Genomic DNA, 19,624 nt, shown 5'->3' with positions numbered 1-19,624 from the left:
ACTACGGCGGCACGCTGGCCGACGTCCTGCGGCTCGCGGTTCCTCCCCGCCACGCCCGTGCGGAGCGCAGCGGAACCGGGGCCTCTGCGGACCTGTCCGCAGGAGACCCGCCGACCCGTGCGGACCCGCGCCCGGCCGGAGCCGGCCAGCCACCTGCGCCCGGCGAGGTCGCGGACGGCCCTTGGTCCGCCTACCCGGCCGGTCCCGCCCTGCTGCGCCGGCTGCGGTCCGGCGAGGCGCCCGTCGCGGCCTGGACTGCGCTGCCGGGCCGCCCGCCGGAGCAGGACTGGCCGGCCGCGGTGGCCCAGGCCGTCGCGGCGACCCGCGCCGGCGGGCGGGGTGCGGTCGTCGTGGTGCCCGACCGTCGGGACGTCGACCGGGTGCTCACCGCCGTGGCCGCGGTGGTCGGGGAGGAGGACTGCGTGGCGCTCACCGCCGACCTCGGCCCCGAGGCCCGATACCGCGCCTTCCTGCGAGTGCTCAGGGGACAGGCCCGGGTGGTCGTGGGCACGAGGGCCGCCGCCTGGGCGCCGGTGGCCGACCCCGGCCTCCTCGTGTGCTGGGACGACGGCGACGACCTGCACCAGGAGCCTCGCGCCCCCTACCCGCACGTGCGGGAGGTCCTGCGACTGCGGGCGGACCGGGCGCGCGCCGGCCTGCTGGTCGGCGGCCTCGGCCGCAGCGTCCCGCTGCAGGCCTGGGTCACGGCGGGGGTGGCGGCCGACGTGGCTCCCGCCCGCGCGCGCCGTCCGCTCCTCCGCCCCCGCGGTGGTCGTCGCGGGGGAGGGACGGCAGGAGGACCGGGACCCGGCGGCGCGGACGGCGCGCATCCCCAGCCTGGCGTGGCAGGCCCTGCGGGCGGGCCTGGACACGGGTCCCGTGCTGGTCCAGGTGCCGCGGCAGGGGTATGTCGTGGCGCTGGCCTGCCAGGACTGCCGCACCCCGGTGCGCTGCCCGCGGTGCGAGGGTCCCGTCGGCGTCCCCACCGCGGGCCGGGGGCCGGCCTGCCGCTGGTGCGGCCTGGGCGTCGCGGACCGGTCCCGCTGCCGCTCCTGCGGGTCGGAACGGCTGCGGGCCAGCGGGGTGGGGGAGCGCCGTACCGCCGAGGAGCTGGGCCGGGCCTTCCCGGGGGTCCGCGTCGTCAGCTCGGGCGGGGCCCAGGTCGTGGCGTGCGTGGACGACTCGCCCGCCCTCGTCGTGGCGACCCCGGGTGCCGAGCCGTGGGCGCCCGGTGGCTACCGGGCGGCTGCGCTGCTCGACGGGTGGCAGCTGCTCGACCGGGCCAGTCTGGACGCGGCCGTGGAGGCGCTGCGCCGCTGGGCCGCCGCGGCCGCGCTGGTCCGGCCGGCCGCGGGCGGGTCCACCGCCCGCGTCGTCCTCTGCGGGGTTCCGCCGCACGCCCAGGTGCCCGCGGTGGAGGCTCTGGTGCGCTGGGACCCGGTCTGGCTGGCCGCCCGTGAGCTGGCGGACCGGGTCGATCTCGGGCTGCCACCGCTCCGTCGGCACGTGCTGCTCCGCGGAGCACCGGCGGGGGTGGCCGCGTTCGCCGCCCAGCTCGCCGAGGCAGGTCACGTCCTCCTCGGAGAGGTCAGGGCCACCGGTCCGGACGAGGCGGTCGCGGTGCTCGGCGAGGCGCAGGGGAGGCCGCTGGCCGAGGACGTGCGCGCGGTCCGGGCGGTGCGGAGCGCGCGGAAGGCGGACGACCCGGTGCGGGCGGTGCTGGACCCGGTGGAAGGACCCCGCTGAGGGCCGGCTCGGCACCTCCGCCGCACGTCTCAAAGTGGTAACGATCCAGTGACCGTCCGGTCACTTGTGTGGCGTCGGCCCCCTCCTCGTGCCTATGTTGCTCTCGCAACCCCCCGGCTCGGTGCTGACCGGGCGCGCGTCCAGAGTGGGACGCGTGCTCCGGCCCGAGCTTCCCACTAGGAGGAACATTGAAGATCAGGCGCGCGACCATGGCCGTCGTGGCGGCCGGAGCCCTCGCCCTGGCCGGCTGCACGTCCGAGACGGACACCCCCGAGGACACCGGCACGACCAACGAGCAGGGCGGTGGCGGCACCGATGCCGAGACCGACGACGAGGAGTCGACCGCCGGCGGCGACGACGACTCGGCGACGTCCGACGGCGGCATGGCTGCCGGCGGCGACGAGGACACCTCGAAGGCGGACCTGGGCGACGTCCAGACCGCCCAGGACGAGATCTCCTTCTCCACCGGCTCCGAGCAGTACAACGCCTACAACGACAACACCTCGTCGACGAACTCGACCTACAACGCGGTCGTCAACAACCAGCTCATCGGTGGCTTCTGGTACTGGGGCACCGACGGCACCGTGTACCCGAACGAGTGGTTCGGCTCCTACGAGGTGACCAGCGAGGACCCGCTGACCATCGACTACACCATCTCCGACGAGGCGGTCTGGTCCGACGGAACCCCCGTGACGGCCAACGACTACCTGCTCGAGTGGGCCTCCTCCAACCCGGAGTCCCTCGGCGGCGTCGACACCCCGGCTTCGACCCGGTGTCCGACACCTTCGGCGTCTACGTGCCGGACGGCCTGGAGACCGAGGTGGGCTCCAAGGAGTTCACCGTCGTGTACCCCGAGCCCTACCCGGACTGGGAGCTCGTCGTCAGTGGCGCCCTGCCCTCGCACATCGTGGCGGAGCAGGCCGGCCTGGAGCCCGACGCCCTGGCGCAGGCCATCCTCGACGGGGACGGCGAGACCGTGGCGCAGGCCTCGGAGTTCTGGAACACCGGCTGGGTCTTCAACGACTACGAGATCCCGGACGAGTCCCTCGTCTGCAGGGTTCGGTCTGGGAGAAGGACCTGTCCCTGGGTCTGGTCCCGAACGAGGAGTTCTACGGCCCGGCCCCGGCCACGGCCAACCTCACCTTCAAGTTCGCCGACCCGGGCACCCACGTGCAGGCCCTGCAGAACGGTGACATCAACGTCATCGAGCCGCAGGCCACCGTGGACACCATGGACCAGCTCTCGGGAATGGGTGACACCGTCACCACGCTGACCGGGGACGAGATGACCTGGGAGCACCTCGACTTCAACTTCGCCGAGGGTTCGGTCTTCTCCGACGACGAGGGTGGCCTGGCCGCTCGCGAGGCGTTCGCCATGTGCGTCCCGCGGCAGCAGATCGTGCAGAACCTGATCCAGCCGATCAACCCCGAGGCTGAGGTCATGAACCTGCGCGAGAAGTTCCCCTTCCAGGACGACTACCAGGAGGTCCTGTCGGCCGCCTACGACGGCCGGTACGACGAGGTCGACATCGAGGGTGCCGCAGCCAAGCTGGAGGAGGCCGGCGTCGAGACCCCGGTCGAGGTCCGGATCGGCTACTCGGCGCCCAACCCGCGCCGCACCGACGAGGTCACCGCGATCAAGGCCTCCTGCGACGAGGCCGGCTTCAACATCGTCGACGCCGGCGACTCGACCTTCTTCGAGCAGGGCGGGCCGCTGGAGACCGGTGACTGGGAGGTCGCCCTCTTCGCGTGGGCCGGCTCGGGCCAGGTCGCCTCGGGCGAGCCGATCTACTCCACCGGTGGTGGCCAGAACTTCGGTGGCTACTCCAACGAAGAGGTCGACGCCGCCTGGGACGAGCTCGCCTCGTCCAACGACCCGGCCGTCCACCTGGAGCAGGTGAAGAAGATCGAGAAGCTGCTGTGGGACGACCTCTACGGCATCCCGCTCTTCGCGCACCCGGGCGTCATCGGTCACGACGCCTCGCTGGAGAACGTCCGGCACAACTCCACCCAGACGGGTGTGTCGTGGAACGCCGAGCAGTGGGTCCGCGCGAGCTGATCCACGAACGCTAGCGGTCCGGTCCGGGACCTCGTCCCGGTAGGGTCCGCCGCACGCACGGGGCGGGAGGGCACACCAGCCCTCCCGCCGCGTGCCTCCCGCCCCTCAGGGCGCCAGAGCGTGCGAACGCCCGGCCCCGCCTCTTCGTCAACCGCCCCACGGGTCGGTTAGAGTCCCCCCGTCACCCAGCCACGACGACGTGGTCCCAGTGCAGGAAGGTTTCCCGTGCTCCAGTTCATCCTTCGCCGGATCGCCATCTCGGCGGTGATCCTGGTCCTGGGTTCGGCGTTGATGTACTTCGCCACCATCAACGCCGGAGACCCGTTGCAAGACCTGCGGGAGACCCGCGCCGAGAACCGCGACCAGCTCATCGCGGCCCGCGTCCGGAACATGAACCTGGACATGCCGTGGTGGCAGCGCTACCTGACCTGGCTGGCCGGTGCGGGCAAGTGCCTGGTGCTCCAGTGCGACCTGGGCACCACCCGGGACGGGGCCAACGTCAACACGCTGCTGCTGGGCGCGGCGGGGGCCAGCCTCCGCCTGGTCATCGTCTCGGTCGCCCTGGCCATCGTCATCGGCATCACCCTCGGCGTCCTGTCGGCCATCCGGCAGTACTCCGGGTTCGACTACGCCATCACCTTCATGGCCTTCCTCTTCTTCTCCCTGCCGGTCTTCTGGGCCGCGGTGCTGCTGAAGGACTTCGGCGCGATCCGGTTCAACAACTGGATGGCCGATCCACAGCTGACGACGGTGACCATCGGGGTGGTGGCCCTGGTGTTCGCGCTGCTCGTGGCCTCGGTGCTCGGCGGAGACATCCGTCGCCAGGCGCTCACCTTCCTCGTCACCGGTGCAGTGGTCTTCGGGGCGGTCTTCTGGTTCGACCGGATCGGGTGGTGGCGCCAGCCCGCGCTGGGACTGCCCCTCATCATCCTCGGCGGCCTGGCCGCCCTGGCCTTCTTCCTGGTCCTCACGGTGGGACTGCAGCACCGGCGGATCCTCTACGCCGGGCTGGGGACCCTGGCCGTCGGAGTGGTCAGCTACTTCGTCATCCAGCCTCTGCTGCAGGACCCCTCCTGGGGCAGCATCGTCCTGCTGGCGCTGGTCGCCGTGGCGGTGGGGGCCCTGATCGGCTGGTTCTTCGGCGGCTTCGAGAAGAAGGTCTCGATGGTCGTCAACATCGGCACCGCACTGGCCTTCGGGTTCCTGGTCTTCATGGACGAGCTGCTGCGCAACTGGGCCGGCTTCCTCGAGGTGGCGCCCCAGGGACGGCCCATCGCGACGATCGGCGACGCCCGGGTCCCCTCGGAGAGGCTGGACGGGAACTTCTGGATCGAGATCTACAACTGGGGGGTCCAGCTCATCCTGCCGACGATCGTGCTGACCCTGATCTCCATCGCCGGCTACAGCCGCTACACCCGCGCCTCCATGCTGGAGACCATCAACCAGGACTACATCCGCACCGCCCGGTCCAAGGGTCTGTCCGACCGCGTGGTCTACACCAAGCACGCGCTGCGCAACGCGCTCATCCCGATCACCACGATCGTGGCCTTCGACTTCGCCGGCCTGCTGGGCGGCGCGGTCATCACCGAGACCATCTTCGGCTGGAAGGGGCTCGGCGCGATCTTCCGGGACGGCCTGAACACCGTGGACCCGGGGCCGGTCATGGCCTACTACCTGGTCGCCGGTGGCGCGGCCGTGCTGATGAACATGCTGGCGGACATCGCCTACGCCTTCCTCGACCCGCGGATCCGACGGTGACCGGCACCGTGACGCGCCGCCCCCGGACGACGCCCCGACCGGCCACGACCATGCGAAGGAACGACCGATGAACGACAAGCCCCCGACCAGCGGAGGGGACCGGCCCGAGCAGGACCGCCCCGAGGTCCCCGGCAGCGGACGCGAGGGTCTCTCGCCCGTCCCGGCACCGCAGGACAAGGCCGCCCCCCAGGACCCCGACGTCAACGACGAGGTCACCGACGGCACCGGTGCCGACGGGGACCCGGAGATCTACTCGGTCGAGAAGCGGATCGACCTCTCCGAGAAGTCCTACTCCCAGGGCCAGCTGGTGCGTCGGCGCTTCTTCCGGCACCGCGGCGCCATGGTCTCCCTCGTGGCGCTCCTGGGCATCACGGTCTTCGCCTTCACCTCGATCGGCTACGGCCTGATCCCGGGCTGGTGGAACAAGAACTTCTGGGAGGGTGCCCTGGTGGAGAACATGGGCCGACCCACCCTCAAGCTCTGGCCGTTCGAGGTCGGGGAGTACCCCTTCGGCCAGGACAACGCCGGCAAGGACTACTTCGCCCTGACCATGCGCGGGACCCAGCGCTCGCTCATCATCGCCTTCACGGTCGGCATCCTGTCCACGATCATCGGCACCCTCGTGGGAGCGCTCGCCGGCTACTACCGCGGCTGGGTCGAGGCGATCCTCATGCGGGTCACCGACCTCTTCATCGTCATCCCGCTGCTGGTCATGGCCGCGGTCTTCGGCAAGATGGCCGGGGGTGGCATCTGGCCCCTGGCGTTCCTGCTCAGCGTCCTGACCTGGACCGGCCTGGCGCGCCTCGTGCGCGGCGAGGTCCTGTCCCTGCGCGAGCGGGAGTTCGTCACCGCGGCGGAGGCCATCGGCACCAGCTCGGGCCGGATCATCTTCAAGCACATCCTGCCCAACACCATCGGCACGATCATCGTCAGCGCCACCCTGGCCATCGCGGCCGCCATCCTGCTGGAGTCGGCGCTGTCGTTCCTCGGCTGGGGGGTGCGCCCGCCCGACACCTCGCTGGGGCTGCTCATCTCCACCTACCAGAACAGCTTCCAGACCCGGCCGTGGCTCTTCTGGTGGCCCGGCATGATCATCCTGGCGATCGCGCTGTCCGTGAACTTCCTCGGTGACGGCCTGCGCGACGCCTTCGACCCCCGTCAGAACAGGACCGCCGACTGATGACGACCGCGACCGACGACTACGGCGACCAGGTCTTCACCGGGTCGGGCACCCCGGGCGAGGGCGACGAGGTCGTCATGAGCTTCGACGACGTCGACGTCCGGTTCAAGACCGAGTTCGGCAGCGTGCACGCCGTCAAGGGGGTGGACCTGCGGGTGCGACCCGGCGAGGTGGTCGCCCTCGTGGGCGAGTCCGGCTCCGGCAAGTCCGTCACGTCCATGACGGCCATGCGGCTGCTCCCGTCCAACGCCACCATCGGCGGGGCCGTCCAGGTCGCCGGCAAGGACGTGGGCCAGCTCTCGGACCGCAACATGCGACGGCTGCGCGGCAACGACGTGGCCATGGTCTTCCAGGAGCCGATGACCGCGCTCAACCCCGTCCTGACCATCGGTACCCAGATGGTGGAGTCGATGGAGCTGCACCACGTGGCCCGCGGGCAGGCCGCCGTGGACCGCTCGATCGAGCTGCTCGAGATGGTCGGCATCCCCGAGCCGGACAAGCAGATGAAGAAGTACCCGCACGAGCTCTCCGGCGGCCAGCGTCAGCGCGTGGTCATCGCCATCGCGATCAGCTGCGACCCCAAGGTCATCATCGCCGACGAGCCGACGACCGCCCTGGACGTCACGGTGCAGGCGGACATCCTCGACCTGCTCCGCTCGCTGAAGGACAAGCTGAACACCGGCATCCTCCTGATCACCCACAACATGGGGGTGGTCGCGGACATGGCGGACCGCGTCGCGGTGATGTTCAAGGGTGAGATCGTCGAGCGCGGGACGGTGGAGGAGGTGCTGCTGCACCCGCAGCACGAGTACACCAAGATGCTCCTGGGCTCGGTCCCCAAGATGGGGGCCGGCCGTGGCCAGATGGGCATCAGCGTGCGCGAGGAGGTCGACCACGACGCGCCGCTGTCGATCGAGCTGCGCAACCTCGTCATCGAGTACCAGCGGATGGGCAAGCCCCCGTTCCGCGCCGTGGACGACGTGAGCTTCAGGGTGCGCAAGGGCGAGATCGTGGGCCTGGTGGGGGAGTCCGGGTCGGGCAAGTCCACCATCGGACGGTGCGCGCTCGGCCTCATCCCGGCGGCCTCGGGGGAGTTCAGCCTGCTCGGCGAGGACATCACCTCGATGAACAAACGCGACCTGAAGGCGCTGCGCAAGCGCATCGGGGTCGTCTTCCAGGACCCGGCCGCCTCGCTGAACCCGCGGCTGCCGATCGGTGAGTGCATCGCCGAGCCGCTGGTCGTCCACGGGGTCGGCGACCGCAGGAGCCGGCAGGACAAGGTCTATGAGCTGCTCGACGCGGTGCAGCTGCCCCGCGAGGTCTACAACCGCTACCCGCACGAGGTCTCGGGCGGTCAACGCCAACGGATCTGCGTGGCCCGTGCCCTGACCCTGGACCCCGAGCTGCTCGTCGCCGACGAGCCCACCTCGGCGCTGGACGTCTCGGTGCAGGCGCGGGTGCTGAAGATCTTCGCCGAGCTGCAGGAGCAGTTCGGCTTTGCATGCCTCTTCATCAGCCACGACCTGGCCGTGGTGGACCTGCTGGCCCACCAGGTGGTCGTGCTCCAGAACGGCAAGGTCGTCGAGGCCGGACCGCGGGCGCAGATCATGGAGAACCCGCAGGAGGAGTACACCCAGCGTCTGATCGCCGCCGCCCCGGTCCCCGATCCCATCGAGCAGGCCCGCCGGCGGCGGGAGCGCCACCAGCTGCTGCGCGAGCAGGGCGAGGAGGTCGTCGAGCTGCGCCTGGACGACGCGCAGGAGTTCCGGGCCACGATCTCCGACGAGAAGGACCGGCTCTGAGCCGTCGGTCACGGGCGGACGGCGCGTCCCGGTGAGGGTGGTCTTCGCCGGGACGCCGGACGTCGCGGTGCCCGCCCTCGACGCCCTGCTCGCCTCCGAGCACGAGGTGGTCGGCTGCCTCACCCGCCCGGACGCCCGCGCGGGCCGGGGGCGCCGCACCCGCACGTCCCCCGTCCGCACCACCGCCGAGGCCGCCGGCGTCCCCGTCCTGGCCCCGTACCGGCTGCGGGAGGAGGGGGTCGCCGAGCAGCTGCGCGCATGGGACCCGGAGGTGGCAGTCGTCGTGGCCTACGGCGCCCTGGTGCCGCCGGAGCTGCTGGACCTGCCGCGCCTCGGCTGGGTGAACCTGCACTTCTCCCTGCTGCCCCGGTGGCGGGGGGCCGCGCCCGTGCAGCACGCCGTGCTGGCGGGGGACGAGATCACCGGGGCGGTGACCTTCGTCCTGGAGGAGGGCCTGGACACCGGCCCCGTCCTGGGGCGGATGACGGAGCGGGTGCGACCGCGGGACACCAGCGGCGACCTGCTCGCGCGACTGGCCGTCGGCGGAGCGCAGCTGGTGGTGGCCACCGTGGACGGGCTGGAGCGGGGCGAGCTGGTCCCCGAGCCCCAGACGTCCGACGGCGTCAGCCTGGCCCCCAAGCTCACCACCGAGGACGCCAGGATCCACTGGAGCCTGCCCGCCTTCGCGGTCGACCGGCGGGTCCGCGCGTGCACGCCGGCCCCCGGTGCCTGGACCACGTGGCGGGGCGAGCGGCTGCGGGTCGGGCCGGTCGAACCGCTCGCTGCCTCGGACGCACCGGAGGACCTGGGGGCGGGCGAGCTCCTGGCAGGACGTACCGAGGTGGTCGTGGGGACCGCCGGCGGTGCGGTGCGTCTCGGCGAGGTGCAGCCCCAGGGCCGGCGACCCATGCCGGCCCAGGACTGGGCCCGGGGAGTGCGGCCCCGGCCGGGGGAGCGCCTGGAATGACTGACCTGACCCCTCCCGGGCGCAGGGGACCGCGCCGGCGGTCGGCCCGGACGCCCGCCCAGAGGCAGCGCCGTGCCGACCCGGCCCGGGAGGCCGCCTACTCGCTGCTGCGCGCCGTCGCGACCCAGGACGCCTACGCCAACCTCGAGCTGCCCCGCATCCTGACAGCGGCCGGGCTGCGCGGCCGGGACGCCGCGTTCGCCACCGAGCTGGCCTACGGCACGCTGCGGATGCAGGGCCTCTACGACGCAGTCGCGGCGCAGGCGGCCTCCCGTCCGACCTCGGCGATCGACCCTGCGGTCCTCGACGTGCTGCGGCTGGGGATCCACCAGCTGCTGGGCATGCGGGTGCCGGACCACGCGGGGGTGAGCGCCACGGTCGCGCTGGCCCGGCAGCACGTCGGTCAGGGCGCGGCCGGGTTCGTCAACGCCGTCCTGCGCCGGGTCGTGGAGCGCGACCGGAGCGCCTGGATCGACACGGTCACCACCGAGGAGCCGGACGAGACCGCGCGGCTGGCCGTGGAGCACTCCCACCCGGCGTGGATCGTGCGGGCCCTCCGGGCGTCGCTGCTGGCCAACACCGGGACCGACGAGGAGCTCGTGGCCCTCCTCGCCGCGCAGAACGTCGCCGGGTCCCTGTCCCTGGCGGCCCGTCCGGGTCTGGTCGAGGACGAGGAGCTCCGGGAGGCGGGGGCGCACCCCTCACCCACGGCGCGCACGGCCTGGACGCTGCCCTCGGGCGACCCCGGCGCCCTGGCCGCCGTCCGTGACGGCCGCGTCGCGGTGCAGGACGCCGGGTCCCAGCTGCTGACCCTGGCCCTCGCGGACGCGCCGATCGAGGGGCCCGACGCCCGGTGGCTCGACCTGTGCGCCGGGCCGGGGGGCAAGGCGGGGCTTCTCGCCGCCCTGGCCCACGGGCGCGGTGCCCACCTGCGCGCCAACGAGATCAGCCCCCACCGGGCCGAGCTGGTCCGGCAGACCCTGCGGTCGGTGGTGGAGGCAGGGGCCCGGGTCGAGGTGACCGTCGAGGACGGCCGCGACGTCGGGTCCCACGAGCCGGGCCGCTACGACCGGGTCCTGGTGGACGCTCCCTGCACCGGCCTGGGCGCGCTGCGCCGACGCCCGGAGGCGCGGTGGCGACGCAGCCCCCGGGACATCCCGGCCCTGGCCCCGCTGCAGCGTGCCCTCCTGGACTCCGCGCTGGAGGCGACCCGGTCGGGAGGACTCGTGGCCTACGCCACCTGTTCCCCGCACCTGGCCGAGACGCACCTGGTCGTGCGAGACGTGCTCAAGGGCCGCGCCGGCCAGGACGCGGAGCTGGTCGACGTCCGGCCGCACCTGCGCGACCGGGATGGCCGTCCGGTCGCGGGCGTCGGCCGGCCCGATGAGCTCTGGGCGCAGCTGTGGCCGCACCGGCACGGCACCGACGGCATGTTCGTGGCACTTCTGCGCCGCCGCTGAGCGAGGGCTGCCGGTCGCGCCCGGTCGCCGGTCGGCCGGAGCGCGTGCCGCCCGGAGCACGTGCCGCCCGGAGCACGTGCCGGCCCACGGGGGTGCCCCGGCGACGAGGGTGCGCCTCCCTCCCGGTGACCCTCCCACTAGGGTGTGCGCCATGCCCGCGCCCCTGCAGATCAGCCCCTCCATCCTGGCCGCCGACTTCGCCAACCTCGAGTCCGAGCTGCGGCGCATCGGGACGGCGGACTGGGCGCACGTGGACGTCATGGACAACCACTTCGTGCCCAACCTCACCCTCGGGCTCCCGGTCGTGGAGGCACTGGCCCGGGTGAGCCCCCTGCCGCTCGACTGCCACCTGATGATCGAGGATCCGGACCGGTGGGCCCCCGGGTACGCCGAGGCGGGAGCGGGATCGGTGACCTTCCACGTCGAGGCGGCCGCGGACCCGGTGGCGACGGCGCGCGCGATCCGTGCCGCGGGCGCCCGCCCCGCGTTCGCGGTCAAGCCGGGCACCCCTTTCCAGCCGTACGAGGACCTCCTCGACGAGGTCGACATGGTGCTGGTCATGACGGTCGAGCCGGGGTTCGGCGGGCAGTCGTTCATGGACGACCAGCTGCCCAAGGTGCGGGCGGTGCGGGAGGCCGTGCGACGTCGCGGTGCGCAGATCTGGGTCCAGGTCGACGGCGGGGTCTCCGAGGACACCCTCGGCCGGTGCGTCGAGGCCGGTGCCGACGTGCTCGTCGCTGGCTCGGCCGTCTACGGCGCCGACGACGTGCCGGGCCGGATCGCCGAGCTGCGGGAGCTGGCCCAGCGGCACGCCCACGGCTGACGCTGCCGCGCGCCGTAGACTGGGGGAGCGAGGGCTCCCGACGTCCCCCGCCCCCCGTTCCGCCCCGAAGGGATGCCCGTCGTGGACGTCTGGAACGACCTCTTCAACGCCCAGCTGACCGTCGCCGGCCACACCATCGCCTGGCGCGAGGTGGTCGGCAACGTCTTCGGCCTGGCATCGGCCGTCCTCGGGATGCGCCGCACGGTCTGGGCGTGGCCGGTCGGCATCGTCGGCAACGCCCTGCTCTTCACCGTCTTCATGGGCGTCTGGTTCGCCAACCCCCAGGAGCACAGCCTCTTCGGGCAGGCGGCGCGCCAGGCCTTCTTCATCCTCACCAGCCTCTACGGCTGGTGGGCCTGGAACCGCTCCCGCCGGGGGCGGGCCAGGGGAGCCCCCGCGATCACCCCCCGGTGGGCCACGGCGAGCGAGCGCACGGCATACCTGGTCGGTGCCGCGGTGCTCGTCGTCCTGGCCCAGTGGGTCTTCGCCCAGGTCGGGGCCGGCTGGCCGGCGCCACGGTGGTACTACTGGACCGACGCCTGGATCTTCGTCGGCTCGATGCTGGCCACCTACGCGATGGCCCGCGGGTGGGTCGACTTCTGGCTGGTGTGGATCGCCGTGGACCTGGTGGGCGTGCCCCTCCTGTGGCACTCGGGCTACTACCCCTCGGCCGTGCTCTTCGTCGTCTACGGCGCCTTCGTGCTGTGGGGCTTCGTCGTCTGGAGGAGGGCCGCGCGGGTGGAGGCGCCCACCGGCGCAGGCCCCACCCTGGCGCAGGACGGACGTACCCTGGTGGGGTGACCACACCGGCCGAGCGGCGCGACCCGTACGCCACCTTCCGTCCCGTCCGCGGGGCGTGGGTGGCCCGGATCTCCGCCGTGGCCTCCCTCCTCACCTTCGGCCTCGTGGCGGTCTTCTCCCCGATGCCGCTGGGCTCGGACCCCTCCCTCACGGTCCTCAACCGGGTGGCGGTCGCCCTCATCGGTGTCGTCATGGCCGCCTTCCTGTGGAGGTATGCCGTGCTGCGGGCCGAGCCGGGGCCGCGCGGTCTGCGGGTGGTCAACCTCTTCTCGACCACCGAGCTGGAGTGGGCCCAGATCGTGCGGGTCGGGTTCTCCGGGGGTGCGTCCTGGGCCGTCCTGGAGCTCGCCGACACCGAGGAGCTGGCCGTGATGGCCATCCAGCGGGCCGACGGGGAGCACGCCCGGCGGGAGGCGTCCCGGCTCGCGGCCCTGGTGGAGCACCACCACCGCACGGCCGGCGGGGTGGACGCCGGCTGATCCTTCCCCGGGCGACGGTTCCGGGGCCTCTCAGCGGTGTCCCGGCCGCCCCTCGTCGTCCTCGGCCGGATGCTCCCCGGCCGGAGGCTTCTCGGCCCGACGCTCCTCGTCCGTGCGCTCGTCGACGTGGCCCGGGTCGTACTCCTCGCGGGTCGCCGGGACCCGCCGGCGGGCCTCGGCCGGTTCCATCCCGGAGAGCACCAGCAGGTCCACGACGGTGGAGCGCACCTGGGCACGCATGACCTCGGCGGAGAGTCCCGCCTGCGGATGGCTCCACGTGGAGCGCCGCGCCAGGGTGATGAGGTCCTCGCGGACCTCCTCCAGCGGCGCCTCGTGGAGCAGCTGCTCCTGCACGGTCGCGGCGGCCTGGGCCAACGCCTCCACCATGTCGGTGTAGGTCGGGGGGACGAACTCCGCGTCCTCGACGGCGGCGACGGCCCGGCGAGCCAGCACCCGGACGTTGCGGACCGCGAGCCCGAGCGGGCCGATCATCGACTGGATCTGCTCGACCTGCACCCGGTGAACCCCGGAGAGCAGAGGGGCCAGGCGTGCCGCGGCGAGCGCCTCGGCGGTCGCGTCGCGCAGGGCGTCGATCTCGTCCGAGAGCCCCCGGGCCGTGGACAGCGCCCCCTTGGCCCGCTCCACGTCCCGGGTCCGCAGCGCCTGGGTGGTGTCGGTGAGCACCGCCGCCAGGTGACCCACGGCCGCGACGGCGCGCTCGCGGGGACGCTGGGTGGTCGACCGGGTGGGGGCCAGCATCGCCACGACCAGGGCCACGCCGCCGCCGACCACGGCGTCGACCCACCGGCTGAGGGCGGCGCCCTCGGGGGCGACCAGGGTGGTCACCAGCACGCCCTGGATCCCGGCCTGCATCATGAGCAGCTGCCCGGCACCGAGCAGCACCGCCAAGGACATCGCCGTCCCGGCGACCAGGAGGATCTGCCAGGTGCCGGACCCGAACCACTGCACGAACAGGTCGGCGGTGAGGATGCCGATCGCCACCCCGACCGTCAGCTCGACGATGCGGCGGACGCGGTCGCCGTAGGTCAGGCCCAGGCAGATCATCGCGGTGACCGGGGCGAAGAACGGGAGGGTGTGCCCCACGAGGTGCCGCGCGATCCACCAGGCGACCGCGGCCCCGAGGGCGATCTGGGCGATCAGCCAGGCACGCGAGCGCAGCCGCGTGAGCCGCTCCCGGAACGAGCGCGGCGAGACCTCCAGCCGCAGGCGGTCCCAGCCCTCGTGCGAGTACCGGCTCAGCTGCCCGCGGCCCGTGCTCATGGGCCCAGTCTGTCGCAGGGGGTCGTGCTCCCGCTGACGTCCGTGCCCGGTCGCCCGCCCCCCGGTCGCCCGCCCCCCGGTCGCCCACCCCCCGGTCGCCCACCCCCCGGTCGCCCGCCGCCGTGCGCCCCCGGCCCGACGACCGGGCTCTGCGTCGACCACCGGGTCCGGCCGGTCACGGTGTCCACGACGCCGTCCGCGGGAGGACGGGTGCCCAGCACCCGGTCCTCCTGCTCGGCCCAGTGCCGCCAGTGCGGCGCGAACATCTCCCCGTCGCGCGTCAGGGCACGGACCCGGCGCACGCGGGCCGGGGCCTCCAGCCACAGTCGGACCGCGAACCCGTCGGCACAGGGGCTGGCCAGCACCCCCACGCCCTCCACGACGACGACGGGCTCCGGCGGCACGTCCACCCACGGACCGGGCCGGTCGGCGTGCCAGTCCCACGAGCGGTACCGGCCCGCCCCGCCTCCCAGGAGCGGGGCCACCACCTCCTCGCAGAGCCGGGGGAGGGCCGCGGCCAGGCCCGACCACCCGGGGTACAGGTCCTCGAGGTGCACGACCCGCGCCGCGTGACCGGAGCGGTCCAGCAGCTGGGCGGCCGCGGCCGCGAGGTCGGTCTTGCCGGCGCCGCTGCGACCGTCCACGCCGACGAGCACCGGAGCGTCCGCCCCCGGCCGCCCCTGCGCGTCCGCCCCCGGCCGCCCCTGCGCGTCCGCCCCCGGCCGCCCCTGCGCGCCCGCCCCCGTCCGGCCGTGCCGGGCACGGTCCTCGACGCGCTCGAGAAGTCCCGGCCACCACGTCGGTGCCGTGGCGGCCGCGCGGTCGGCCATCGGCTCAGACCGACCGGCGGTGCCGGTCCAGCGCCGCCAGGTCCGGCTCCGCGCCCTCGGTCTCGACGCGGGCGACGTCCGTCCGGCCGAACGCGTGCAGGGTCAGCTCCAGCGGCGTCCCGCGCAGGACGACCGAACCGGCGTCTCCCGGAGGCCGGCGAAGGGAGGCCCGGCCGAAACCGTCGGCGACCGCGACGACGACGCCCACCGGTGCCCGGCCGTAGAGCATCCGGCCGGAGCGGCGCAGCGAGGTCCACAGGGACCTCTGCACCTGCGCCGGCAGGGGAGTGGGCTCCCACCCGGGTCGAGCCCGCACCATGTCCTCCAGGTGGACGGCGAGCTCGGCGACGTTGACCAGGTCGTCCACCGCGGGGACCGACGTGGGCCACCAGCGGGCGGGTCCGCGGCGCACGGCCTCGGCCAGCCCGGCCAGGTCGTGCTCCTCCGCCGTGCGGTCCTGGACCTTCTCGGTGTGCCGCTGGAGCGGGGCCAGGCCGAGCCCGATGCCCGGCAGGACGTCCGGGCGCGACTCCCGGACGACCAGGTGGGCCAGCAGGTCGCGCACCCGCCAGGGGTCGCACAGCGTGGCGGCCTCGGCTCCCAGGTCCAGGGCGGTGGAGGCGATCAGGTCGCGCAACAGGGGGGTCGACGTCATACCCCCATCCCACCACGCCCGGGAGGAGGCGGCCCCGGGGCCGTGAGAAGATGTCCGGTCGGATCCCCCTATCGCCCGCTCCTGACGGAGGTCGACCCAGCATGTCCGCGGCCAGCCCCCCGGTCCCCCGCCCCGCGCCCAGCCGCGCGGTGCTGCGGCGCGGCCTGCGGGTCGTCTGGACCGGGATCAAGGAGCAGCCGCGCCCGTTCGCCGTCGCCGTCGTCGGTGCCGTGCTCTGGGCCGCGGCCACCGTGGGCACCGCCGGGGCCATCGGGTGGGTCACGCGGACCGTCATCACCCCCGCGGTGCAGTCGGGCGCGGTCACCGCGGTCGGCCTGTGGACCATCTTCGGGGTGCTGTTCGCCGTGCTGCTCGTCAACGTCGTGGGCGTCATCCTGCGTCGCGTGTGGGCCACGGTCGCCGGGTTCAACCTGCAGGCGGCCTACCGCCGGCGGGTCACCCGGCAGTACCTCCGGCTCCCGCTGTCCTGGCACCACTCGCACCCCTCCGGCCAGCTGCTGTCCAACGCGCACGCCGACATCGAGGCCACCACCTGGCAGGTCTTCAACCCCCTGCCGATGGCCATCGGCGTGCTGTTCATGCTCGTCATCGCCGGCGCGATGATGGTCGTCGTCGACCCGCTCCTGGCGTTCGTGGGCCTGCTCGTCTTCCCCGGCCTGTTCGCGGCCAACCTCGTCTTCCAGCGGTTCATGTCGCCGCGGATCACCTACGCCCAGCAGCTGCGGGCCGAGGTGGCCGAGGTGGCCCACGAGTCCTTCGAGGCCGGCCTGGTCGTGAAGTCCATGGGCCGGGAGGACCAGGAGGCCGCCCGCTTCACCACCGCGACCCACGAGCTGCGCGACGCCCTCATCGAGGTGGGCCGCACGCGGGGGACGTTCGAACCGGTCATCGAGGCCATCCCCACGCTGGGGACCCTGGCGGTGCTGGGGGTGGGCACCTGGCAGGTCTCCCAGGGTGACCTCGTGGCCGGCGACGTGGTCCAGATGGCCTACCTCTTCTCCATCCTCGCCTTCCCCGTCCGCGCGCTCGGCTGGGTGCTGGCCGAGCTGCCGCGCTCGGTCGTCGGTTACGACCGGGTGCAGCACGTCCTGCAGGCCCAGGGAGGTATGCAGCACGGCGACGGCCTCCTCGCGCGCGAGGGGGGCGCGGTCGGGTCCGAGCTGCGCGGGGTCTCCTACACGCACGAGGGTGAGGACGAGCCGACCGTCCACGACGTGGACCTCGTGGTCCCCGCGGGCAGCACCACCGCCCTCGTCGGGCCGACCGGCTCGGGCAAGAGCACCCTGACCAACCTGGCCCTGCGGCTGGTCGACCCCGGTGCCGGCACCGTGCACCTGGCCGGCCGCGACGTGCGCGAGCTGGCCCACGGCGTCGTGCCGTCGGTCGCCACCCTCGTGGCCCAGCAGACCTTCATGTTCGACGACACCGTGCGGGGCAACGTCACCCTCGGGGAGGACTGCGCGGACGAGGACGTCTGGGAGGCGCTGCGGATCGCCCAGGGCGACGGCTTCGTCCGGGCGCTGCCGCACGGGCTGGACACCGTCATCGGCGAGCGGGGCGGCACCCTCTCGGGAGGGCAGCGGCAGCGCATCGCGCTCGCCCGGGCGATCTGGCGCCACCCGCGGCTGCTCGTCCTGGACGATGCCACGAGCGCGGTCGACCCCTCCGTGGAGCAGGCCATCCTGGCCGGCCTGCGCGAGGCCCGGGACGGCATGACGGTGCTGGTCGTCGCCTACCGGATGGCCACGATCACGCTGGCCGACCAGGTCGTCTACCTCGAGCACGGCCGGGTCGTGGACCAGGGCCCGCACGCCGAGCTGCTCGGGCGGTGCGAGGGGTACGCCGACCTCGTCCACGCCTACGCCCGGGAGGCGGCGGAGCGGGCGGCGGTCGCGGCCGCCGAGGAGCCCGGCGCCCCCGGACCGTCCGACGAGACGGAGCGCGCGTGAGCACCCCGGCCACCCCGCCCGCCTCCAGCCGGATCGAGGCGCAGAGCGACCTGGGCACGATGGCGACCCTGCGCCGGGGGCTGCAGCTCTCGCCCGAGCTGCGCCGGGGACTGGGTCTGACCGTCGTGCTGGCGGTCGTGGCCACCCTGGGCCGCGTGCTCATCCCGTTCGTGGTCCAGCAGACCACCGACAACGGCATCCTGGCCGACGGCGGCCCCGACACCGCCTTCGTGACCCAGGCCATCCTCATGGCCGCCGGGGTGGTCGCCCTCACGAGCGTGGCGCAGTACCTCGTCAACGTCCGGCTCTTCACCTCGGCCGAGTCGGGCCTGGCCACGCTGCGGCGCGCCGCGTTCCGGCACATCCACGACCTGTCGATGCTGACCCAGAGCACCGAGCGACGGGGCTCGCTGGTCTCCCGGGTGACCAGCGACGTGGACACGATCTCGATGTTCGTGCAGTTCGGCGGCCTCATGCTGCTGATCTCCACGGCCCAGATCATGATGGCCACGGTGCTCATGCTCGTCTACAGCCCGGTGCTGGCGCTGGTGGTCTACCTGTGCTTCGTCCCCCTCGTCTTCCTCGTCAAGCGGCTGCAGCCGGTGCTCGGGCGCGCCTACGGGGCCGTGCGCACGCGGGTCGGGGACATGCTCGGCGCGATCAGCGAGTCCATCGTCGGCGCCGTGACCATCCGCGCCTACGGCGTCGAGGAGCGCACCGCCGCCCGGATCGACACCGCGATCGAGGAGCACCGTCGCTCGGCGATCAGCGCCCAGATCCGCTCGGTGATGGCCTTCGTCTCCGGTCAGGCCTTCGCCGGCCTGACCACGGCGGTCGTGCTCGTCGTCGGCACCGTCCTGGCGGTGCGCGGGCAGGTCACCCTCGGTGAGCTGCTCGCCTTCCTCTTCCTGGTCAACCTCTTCACCCAGCCCGTCCTCATGGCCACCGAGATCCTCAACGAGCTGCAGAACGCCGTCGCCGGGTGGCGCCGCGTCATCGGCGTCATCGACACCCCCGCGGACGTGTCCGACCCGGGCGAGGACGGGGTCGCCCTGGACCGGGGGCCGATCACGGTGGAGTTCGCCGGGGTCTCCTACGCCTACCCCGGCGGGGAGCGGGTGCTGCACGACGTCGACCTGCGCATCGAGCCCCACACCCGCGTCGCGGTGGTCGGGGAGACCGGGTCCGGCAAGACCACCCTGGCCAAGCTGCTCACCCGCCTCATGGACCCCGACGAGGGGGCCGTGCTCCTGGACGGCGTGGACCTGCGCACGATCACCTTCGCCTCCCTGCGCAGCCGGGTCGTCCTGGTCCCCCAGGAGGGCTTCCTCTTCGACGACGACCTCAGGGGCAACATCCGCTTCGGTCGCCCGGAGGCCGACGACGACGACATCTCGCTCGCGGTCACCGAGCTGGGCCTGGACGGCTGGGTGGAGGGTCTGCCGCACGGCCTGGACACCCGGGTGGGGCAGCGGGGGGAGTCCCTCTCGGCGGGGGAGCGCCAGCTCGTGGCGATCGCGCGGGCCTACCTGGCCGACCCGGACCTGCTGGTCCTGGACGAGGCCACCAGCGCGGTCGACCCCTCTCCACCGAGGTGCGCGTCCAGCGGGCCCTGGAGGGCCTGACCCGCGGACGGACCTCGGTCGCCATCGCCCACCGGCTCTCCACCGCCGAGGCGGCCGACCTCGTGGTCGTCGTGGACCAGGGACGCATCGTGGAGCTGGGGCACCACCGTGACCTCGTGGACCGCGGCGGGGTGTACACCCGGATGCACGCCTCGTGGGCGGCCCAGCAGGGCGCCGGGCGGGTCTGAG

The 19,624-nt window shown here is 73.5% G+C and carries 16 protein-coding genes and 1 pseudogene; 13 read left to right on the top strand and 4 right to left on the bottom strand.

Annotation, left to right across the window (positions count from 1 at the left end; all coding sequences use genetic code 11):
- Positions 1–190: 190 nt before the first annotated feature.
- A complete protein-coding gene (locus ACQ95T_RS11785; protein WP_431473916.1) occupies positions 191–433 on the bottom strand; it encodes a hypothetical protein in 243 nt (80 codons plus the stop codon).
- 335 nt (positions 434–768) lie between these two features.
- Here ACQ95T_RS11785 and ACQ95T_RS11780 point away from each other — a divergent pair, with 335 nt between their 5' ends.
- The 11 genes from ACQ95T_RS11780 (at position 769) to ACQ95T_RS11730 (ending at position 13,074) form a co-directional block, all read left to right on the top strand.
- Entirely contained in the window at positions 769–1,746 is a 978-nt protein-coding gene (locus tag ACQ95T_RS11780) for a hypothetical protein (RefSeq protein WP_431473915.1), read from the top strand.
- Between the two features lie 188 nt (positions 1,747–1,934).
- Positions 1,935–2,939 (top strand): hypothetical protein, encoded by a 1,005-nt coding sequence (locus ACQ95T_RS11775; RefSeq protein ID WP_431472954.1) that lies wholly within the window; start codon positions 1,935–1,937, stop codon positions 2,937–2,939.
- On the top strand, positions 2,824–3,804 hold the full coding sequence (locus tag ACQ95T_RS11770; protein WP_431473827.1) for an ABC transporter substrate-binding protein: 981 nt from the start codon (positions 2,824–2,826) through the stop codon (positions 3,802–3,804). Before ACQ95T_RS11775 ends, ACQ95T_RS11770 begins: the two co-directional genes overlap by 116 nt.
- 225 nt (positions 3,805–4,029) lie before the next feature.
- Entirely contained in the window at positions 4,030–5,562 is a 1,533-nt protein-coding gene (locus tag ACQ95T_RS11765) for an ABC transporter permease (protein WP_425943645.1), read from the top strand.
- A 67-nt stretch (positions 5,563–5,629) separates the two neighbouring features.
- Positions 5,630–6,742: an ABC transporter permease gene (locus ACQ95T_RS11760; protein WP_425943643.1), complete on the top strand. Its 1,113-nt coding sequence runs from the start codon at positions 5,630–5,632 to the stop codon at positions 6,740–6,742.
- The gene (locus tag ACQ95T_RS11755) at positions 6,742–8,544 is read left to right on the top strand and encodes an ABC transporter ATP-binding protein (RefSeq protein ID WP_425943641.1); all 1,803 of its coding nucleotides are present in this window, start codon (positions 6,742–6,744) and stop codon (positions 8,542–8,544) included. The genes ACQ95T_RS11760 and ACQ95T_RS11755 overlap by 1 nt, the downstream gene beginning before the upstream one ends.
- 31 nt (positions 8,545–8,575) lie before the next feature.
- Positions 8,576–9,511, top strand: coding sequence for a methionyl-tRNA formyltransferase (fmt, locus tag ACQ95T_RS11750; RefSeq protein WP_425943639.1), 936 nt, complete (start codon positions 8,576–8,578; stop codon positions 9,509–9,511).
- Positions 9,508–10,971: an RsmB/NOP family class I SAM-dependent RNA methyltransferase gene (locus ACQ95T_RS11745; protein WP_425943637.1), complete on the top strand. Its 1,464-nt coding sequence runs from the start codon at positions 9,508–9,510 to the stop codon at positions 10,969–10,971. Before fmt ends, ACQ95T_RS11745 begins: the two co-directional genes overlap by 4 nt.
- Positions 10,972–11,122: 151 nt before the next feature.
- Positions 11,123–11,794 carry a ribulose-phosphate 3-epimerase gene (gene rpe / locus ACQ95T_RS11740; protein ID WP_425943636.1) on the top strand — a complete coding sequence of 224 codons (672 nt, stop codon included), beginning with the start codon at positions 11,123–11,125 and terminating at the stop codon, positions 11,792–11,794.
- A gap of 72 nt (positions 11,795–11,866) precedes the next feature.
- Positions 11,867–12,595 carry a nicotinamide riboside transporter PnuC gene (pnuC, locus tag ACQ95T_RS11735; RefSeq protein WP_425943634.1) on the top strand — a complete coding sequence of 243 codons (729 nt, stop codon included), beginning with the start codon at positions 11,867–11,869 and terminating at the stop codon, positions 12,593–12,595.
- Positions 12,592–13,074: a PH domain-containing protein gene (locus ACQ95T_RS11730; protein WP_425943632.1), complete on the top strand. Its 483-nt coding sequence runs from the start codon at positions 12,592–12,594 to the stop codon at positions 13,072–13,074. Before pnuC ends, ACQ95T_RS11730 begins: the two co-directional genes overlap by 4 nt.
- Positions 13,075–13,104: 30 nt before the next feature.
- Here ACQ95T_RS11730 and ACQ95T_RS11725 read toward each other — a convergent pair whose 3' ends face one another.
- Genes ACQ95T_RS11725 through ACQ95T_RS11715 form a run of 3 tightly spaced genes read right to left on the bottom strand, consistent with a single transcriptional unit; the run spans position 13,105 to position 15,840 of the window.
- Positions 13,105–14,355 (bottom strand): FUSC family protein, encoded by a 1,251-nt coding sequence (locus ACQ95T_RS11725; protein ID WP_425943630.1) that lies wholly within the window; start codon positions 14,353–14,355, stop codon positions 13,105–13,107.
- The gene (locus ACQ95T_RS11720) at positions 14,352–15,185 is read right to left on the bottom strand and encodes a hypothetical protein (RefSeq protein WP_425943628.1); all 834 of its coding nucleotides are present in this window, start codon (positions 15,183–15,185) and stop codon (positions 14,352–14,354) included. Before ACQ95T_RS11720 ends, ACQ95T_RS11725 begins: the two co-directional genes overlap by 4 nt.
- A gap of 4 nt (positions 15,186–15,189) precedes the next feature.
- Positions 15,190–15,840, bottom strand: coding sequence for a TIGR03085 family metal-binding protein (locus ACQ95T_RS11715; protein WP_431472953.1), 651 nt, complete (start codon positions 15,838–15,840; stop codon positions 15,190–15,192).
- A gap of 101 nt (positions 15,841–15,941) precedes the next feature.
- On the opposite strand from ACQ95T_RS11715, the gene ACQ95T_RS11710 reads away from it, so the two are divergent.
- On the top strand, positions 15,942–17,810 hold the full coding sequence (locus tag ACQ95T_RS11710; protein WP_431472952.1) for an ABC transporter ATP-binding protein: 1,869 nt from the start codon (positions 15,942–15,944) through the stop codon (positions 17,808–17,810).
- A 59-nt stretch (positions 17,811–17,869) separates the two neighbouring features.
- A pseudogene (locus tag ACQ95T_RS11705) lies at positions 17,870–19,623 on the top strand (ABC transporter ATP-binding protein).
- Position 19,624: the final 1 nt, after the last annotated feature.

It is taken from the genome of Ornithinimicrobium carbonis (genome assembly GCF_050703245.1).
Lineage (GTDB): Bacteria > Actinomycetota > Actinomycetes > Actinomycetales > Dermatophilaceae > Ornithinicoccus.
The sequence above is the reverse complement of the archived record's forward strand: the minus strand, read 5'-3'. Positions and strand labels throughout refer to the sequence as shown.

Excerpts from the sequence above, each read along its gene's own strand:
- ACQ95T_RS11745 (WP_425943637.1), top strand. The coding sequence starts at position 9,508 with ATGACTGACCTGACCCCTCCCGGGCGCAGGGGACCGCGCCGGCGGTCG.
- rpe (WP_425943636.1), top strand. The coding sequence starts at position 11,123 with ATGCCCGCGCCCCTGCAGATCAGCCCCTCCATCCTGGCCGCCGACTTC.
- ACQ95T_RS11715 (WP_431472953.1), bottom strand. The coding sequence starts at position 15,840 with ATGACGTCGACCCCCCTGTTGCGCGACCTGATCGCCTCCACCGCCCTG.
- pnuC (WP_425943634.1), top strand. The coding sequence starts at position 11,867 with ATGCCCGTCGTGGACGTCTGGAACGACCTCTTCAACGCCCAGCTGACC.
- ACQ95T_RS11725 (WP_425943630.1), bottom strand. The coding sequence starts at position 14,355 with ATGAGCACGGGCCGCGGGCAGCTGAGCCGGTACTCGCACGAGGGCTGG.
- ACQ95T_RS11755 (WP_425943641.1), top strand. The coding sequence starts at position 6,742 with ATGACGACCGCGACCGACGACTACGGCGACCAGGTCTTCACCGGGTCG.
- ACQ95T_RS11710 (WP_431472952.1), top strand. The coding sequence starts at position 15,942 with ATGTCCGCGGCCAGCCCCCCGGTCCCCCGCCCCGCGCCCAGCCGCGCG.
- ACQ95T_RS11760 (WP_425943643.1), top strand. The coding sequence starts at position 5,630 with ATGAACGACAAGCCCCCGACCAGCGGAGGGGACCGGCCCGAGCAGGAC.
- ACQ95T_RS11720 (WP_425943628.1), bottom strand. The coding sequence starts at position 15,185 with ATGGCCGACCGCGCGGCCGCCACGGCACCGACGTGGTGGCCGGGACTT.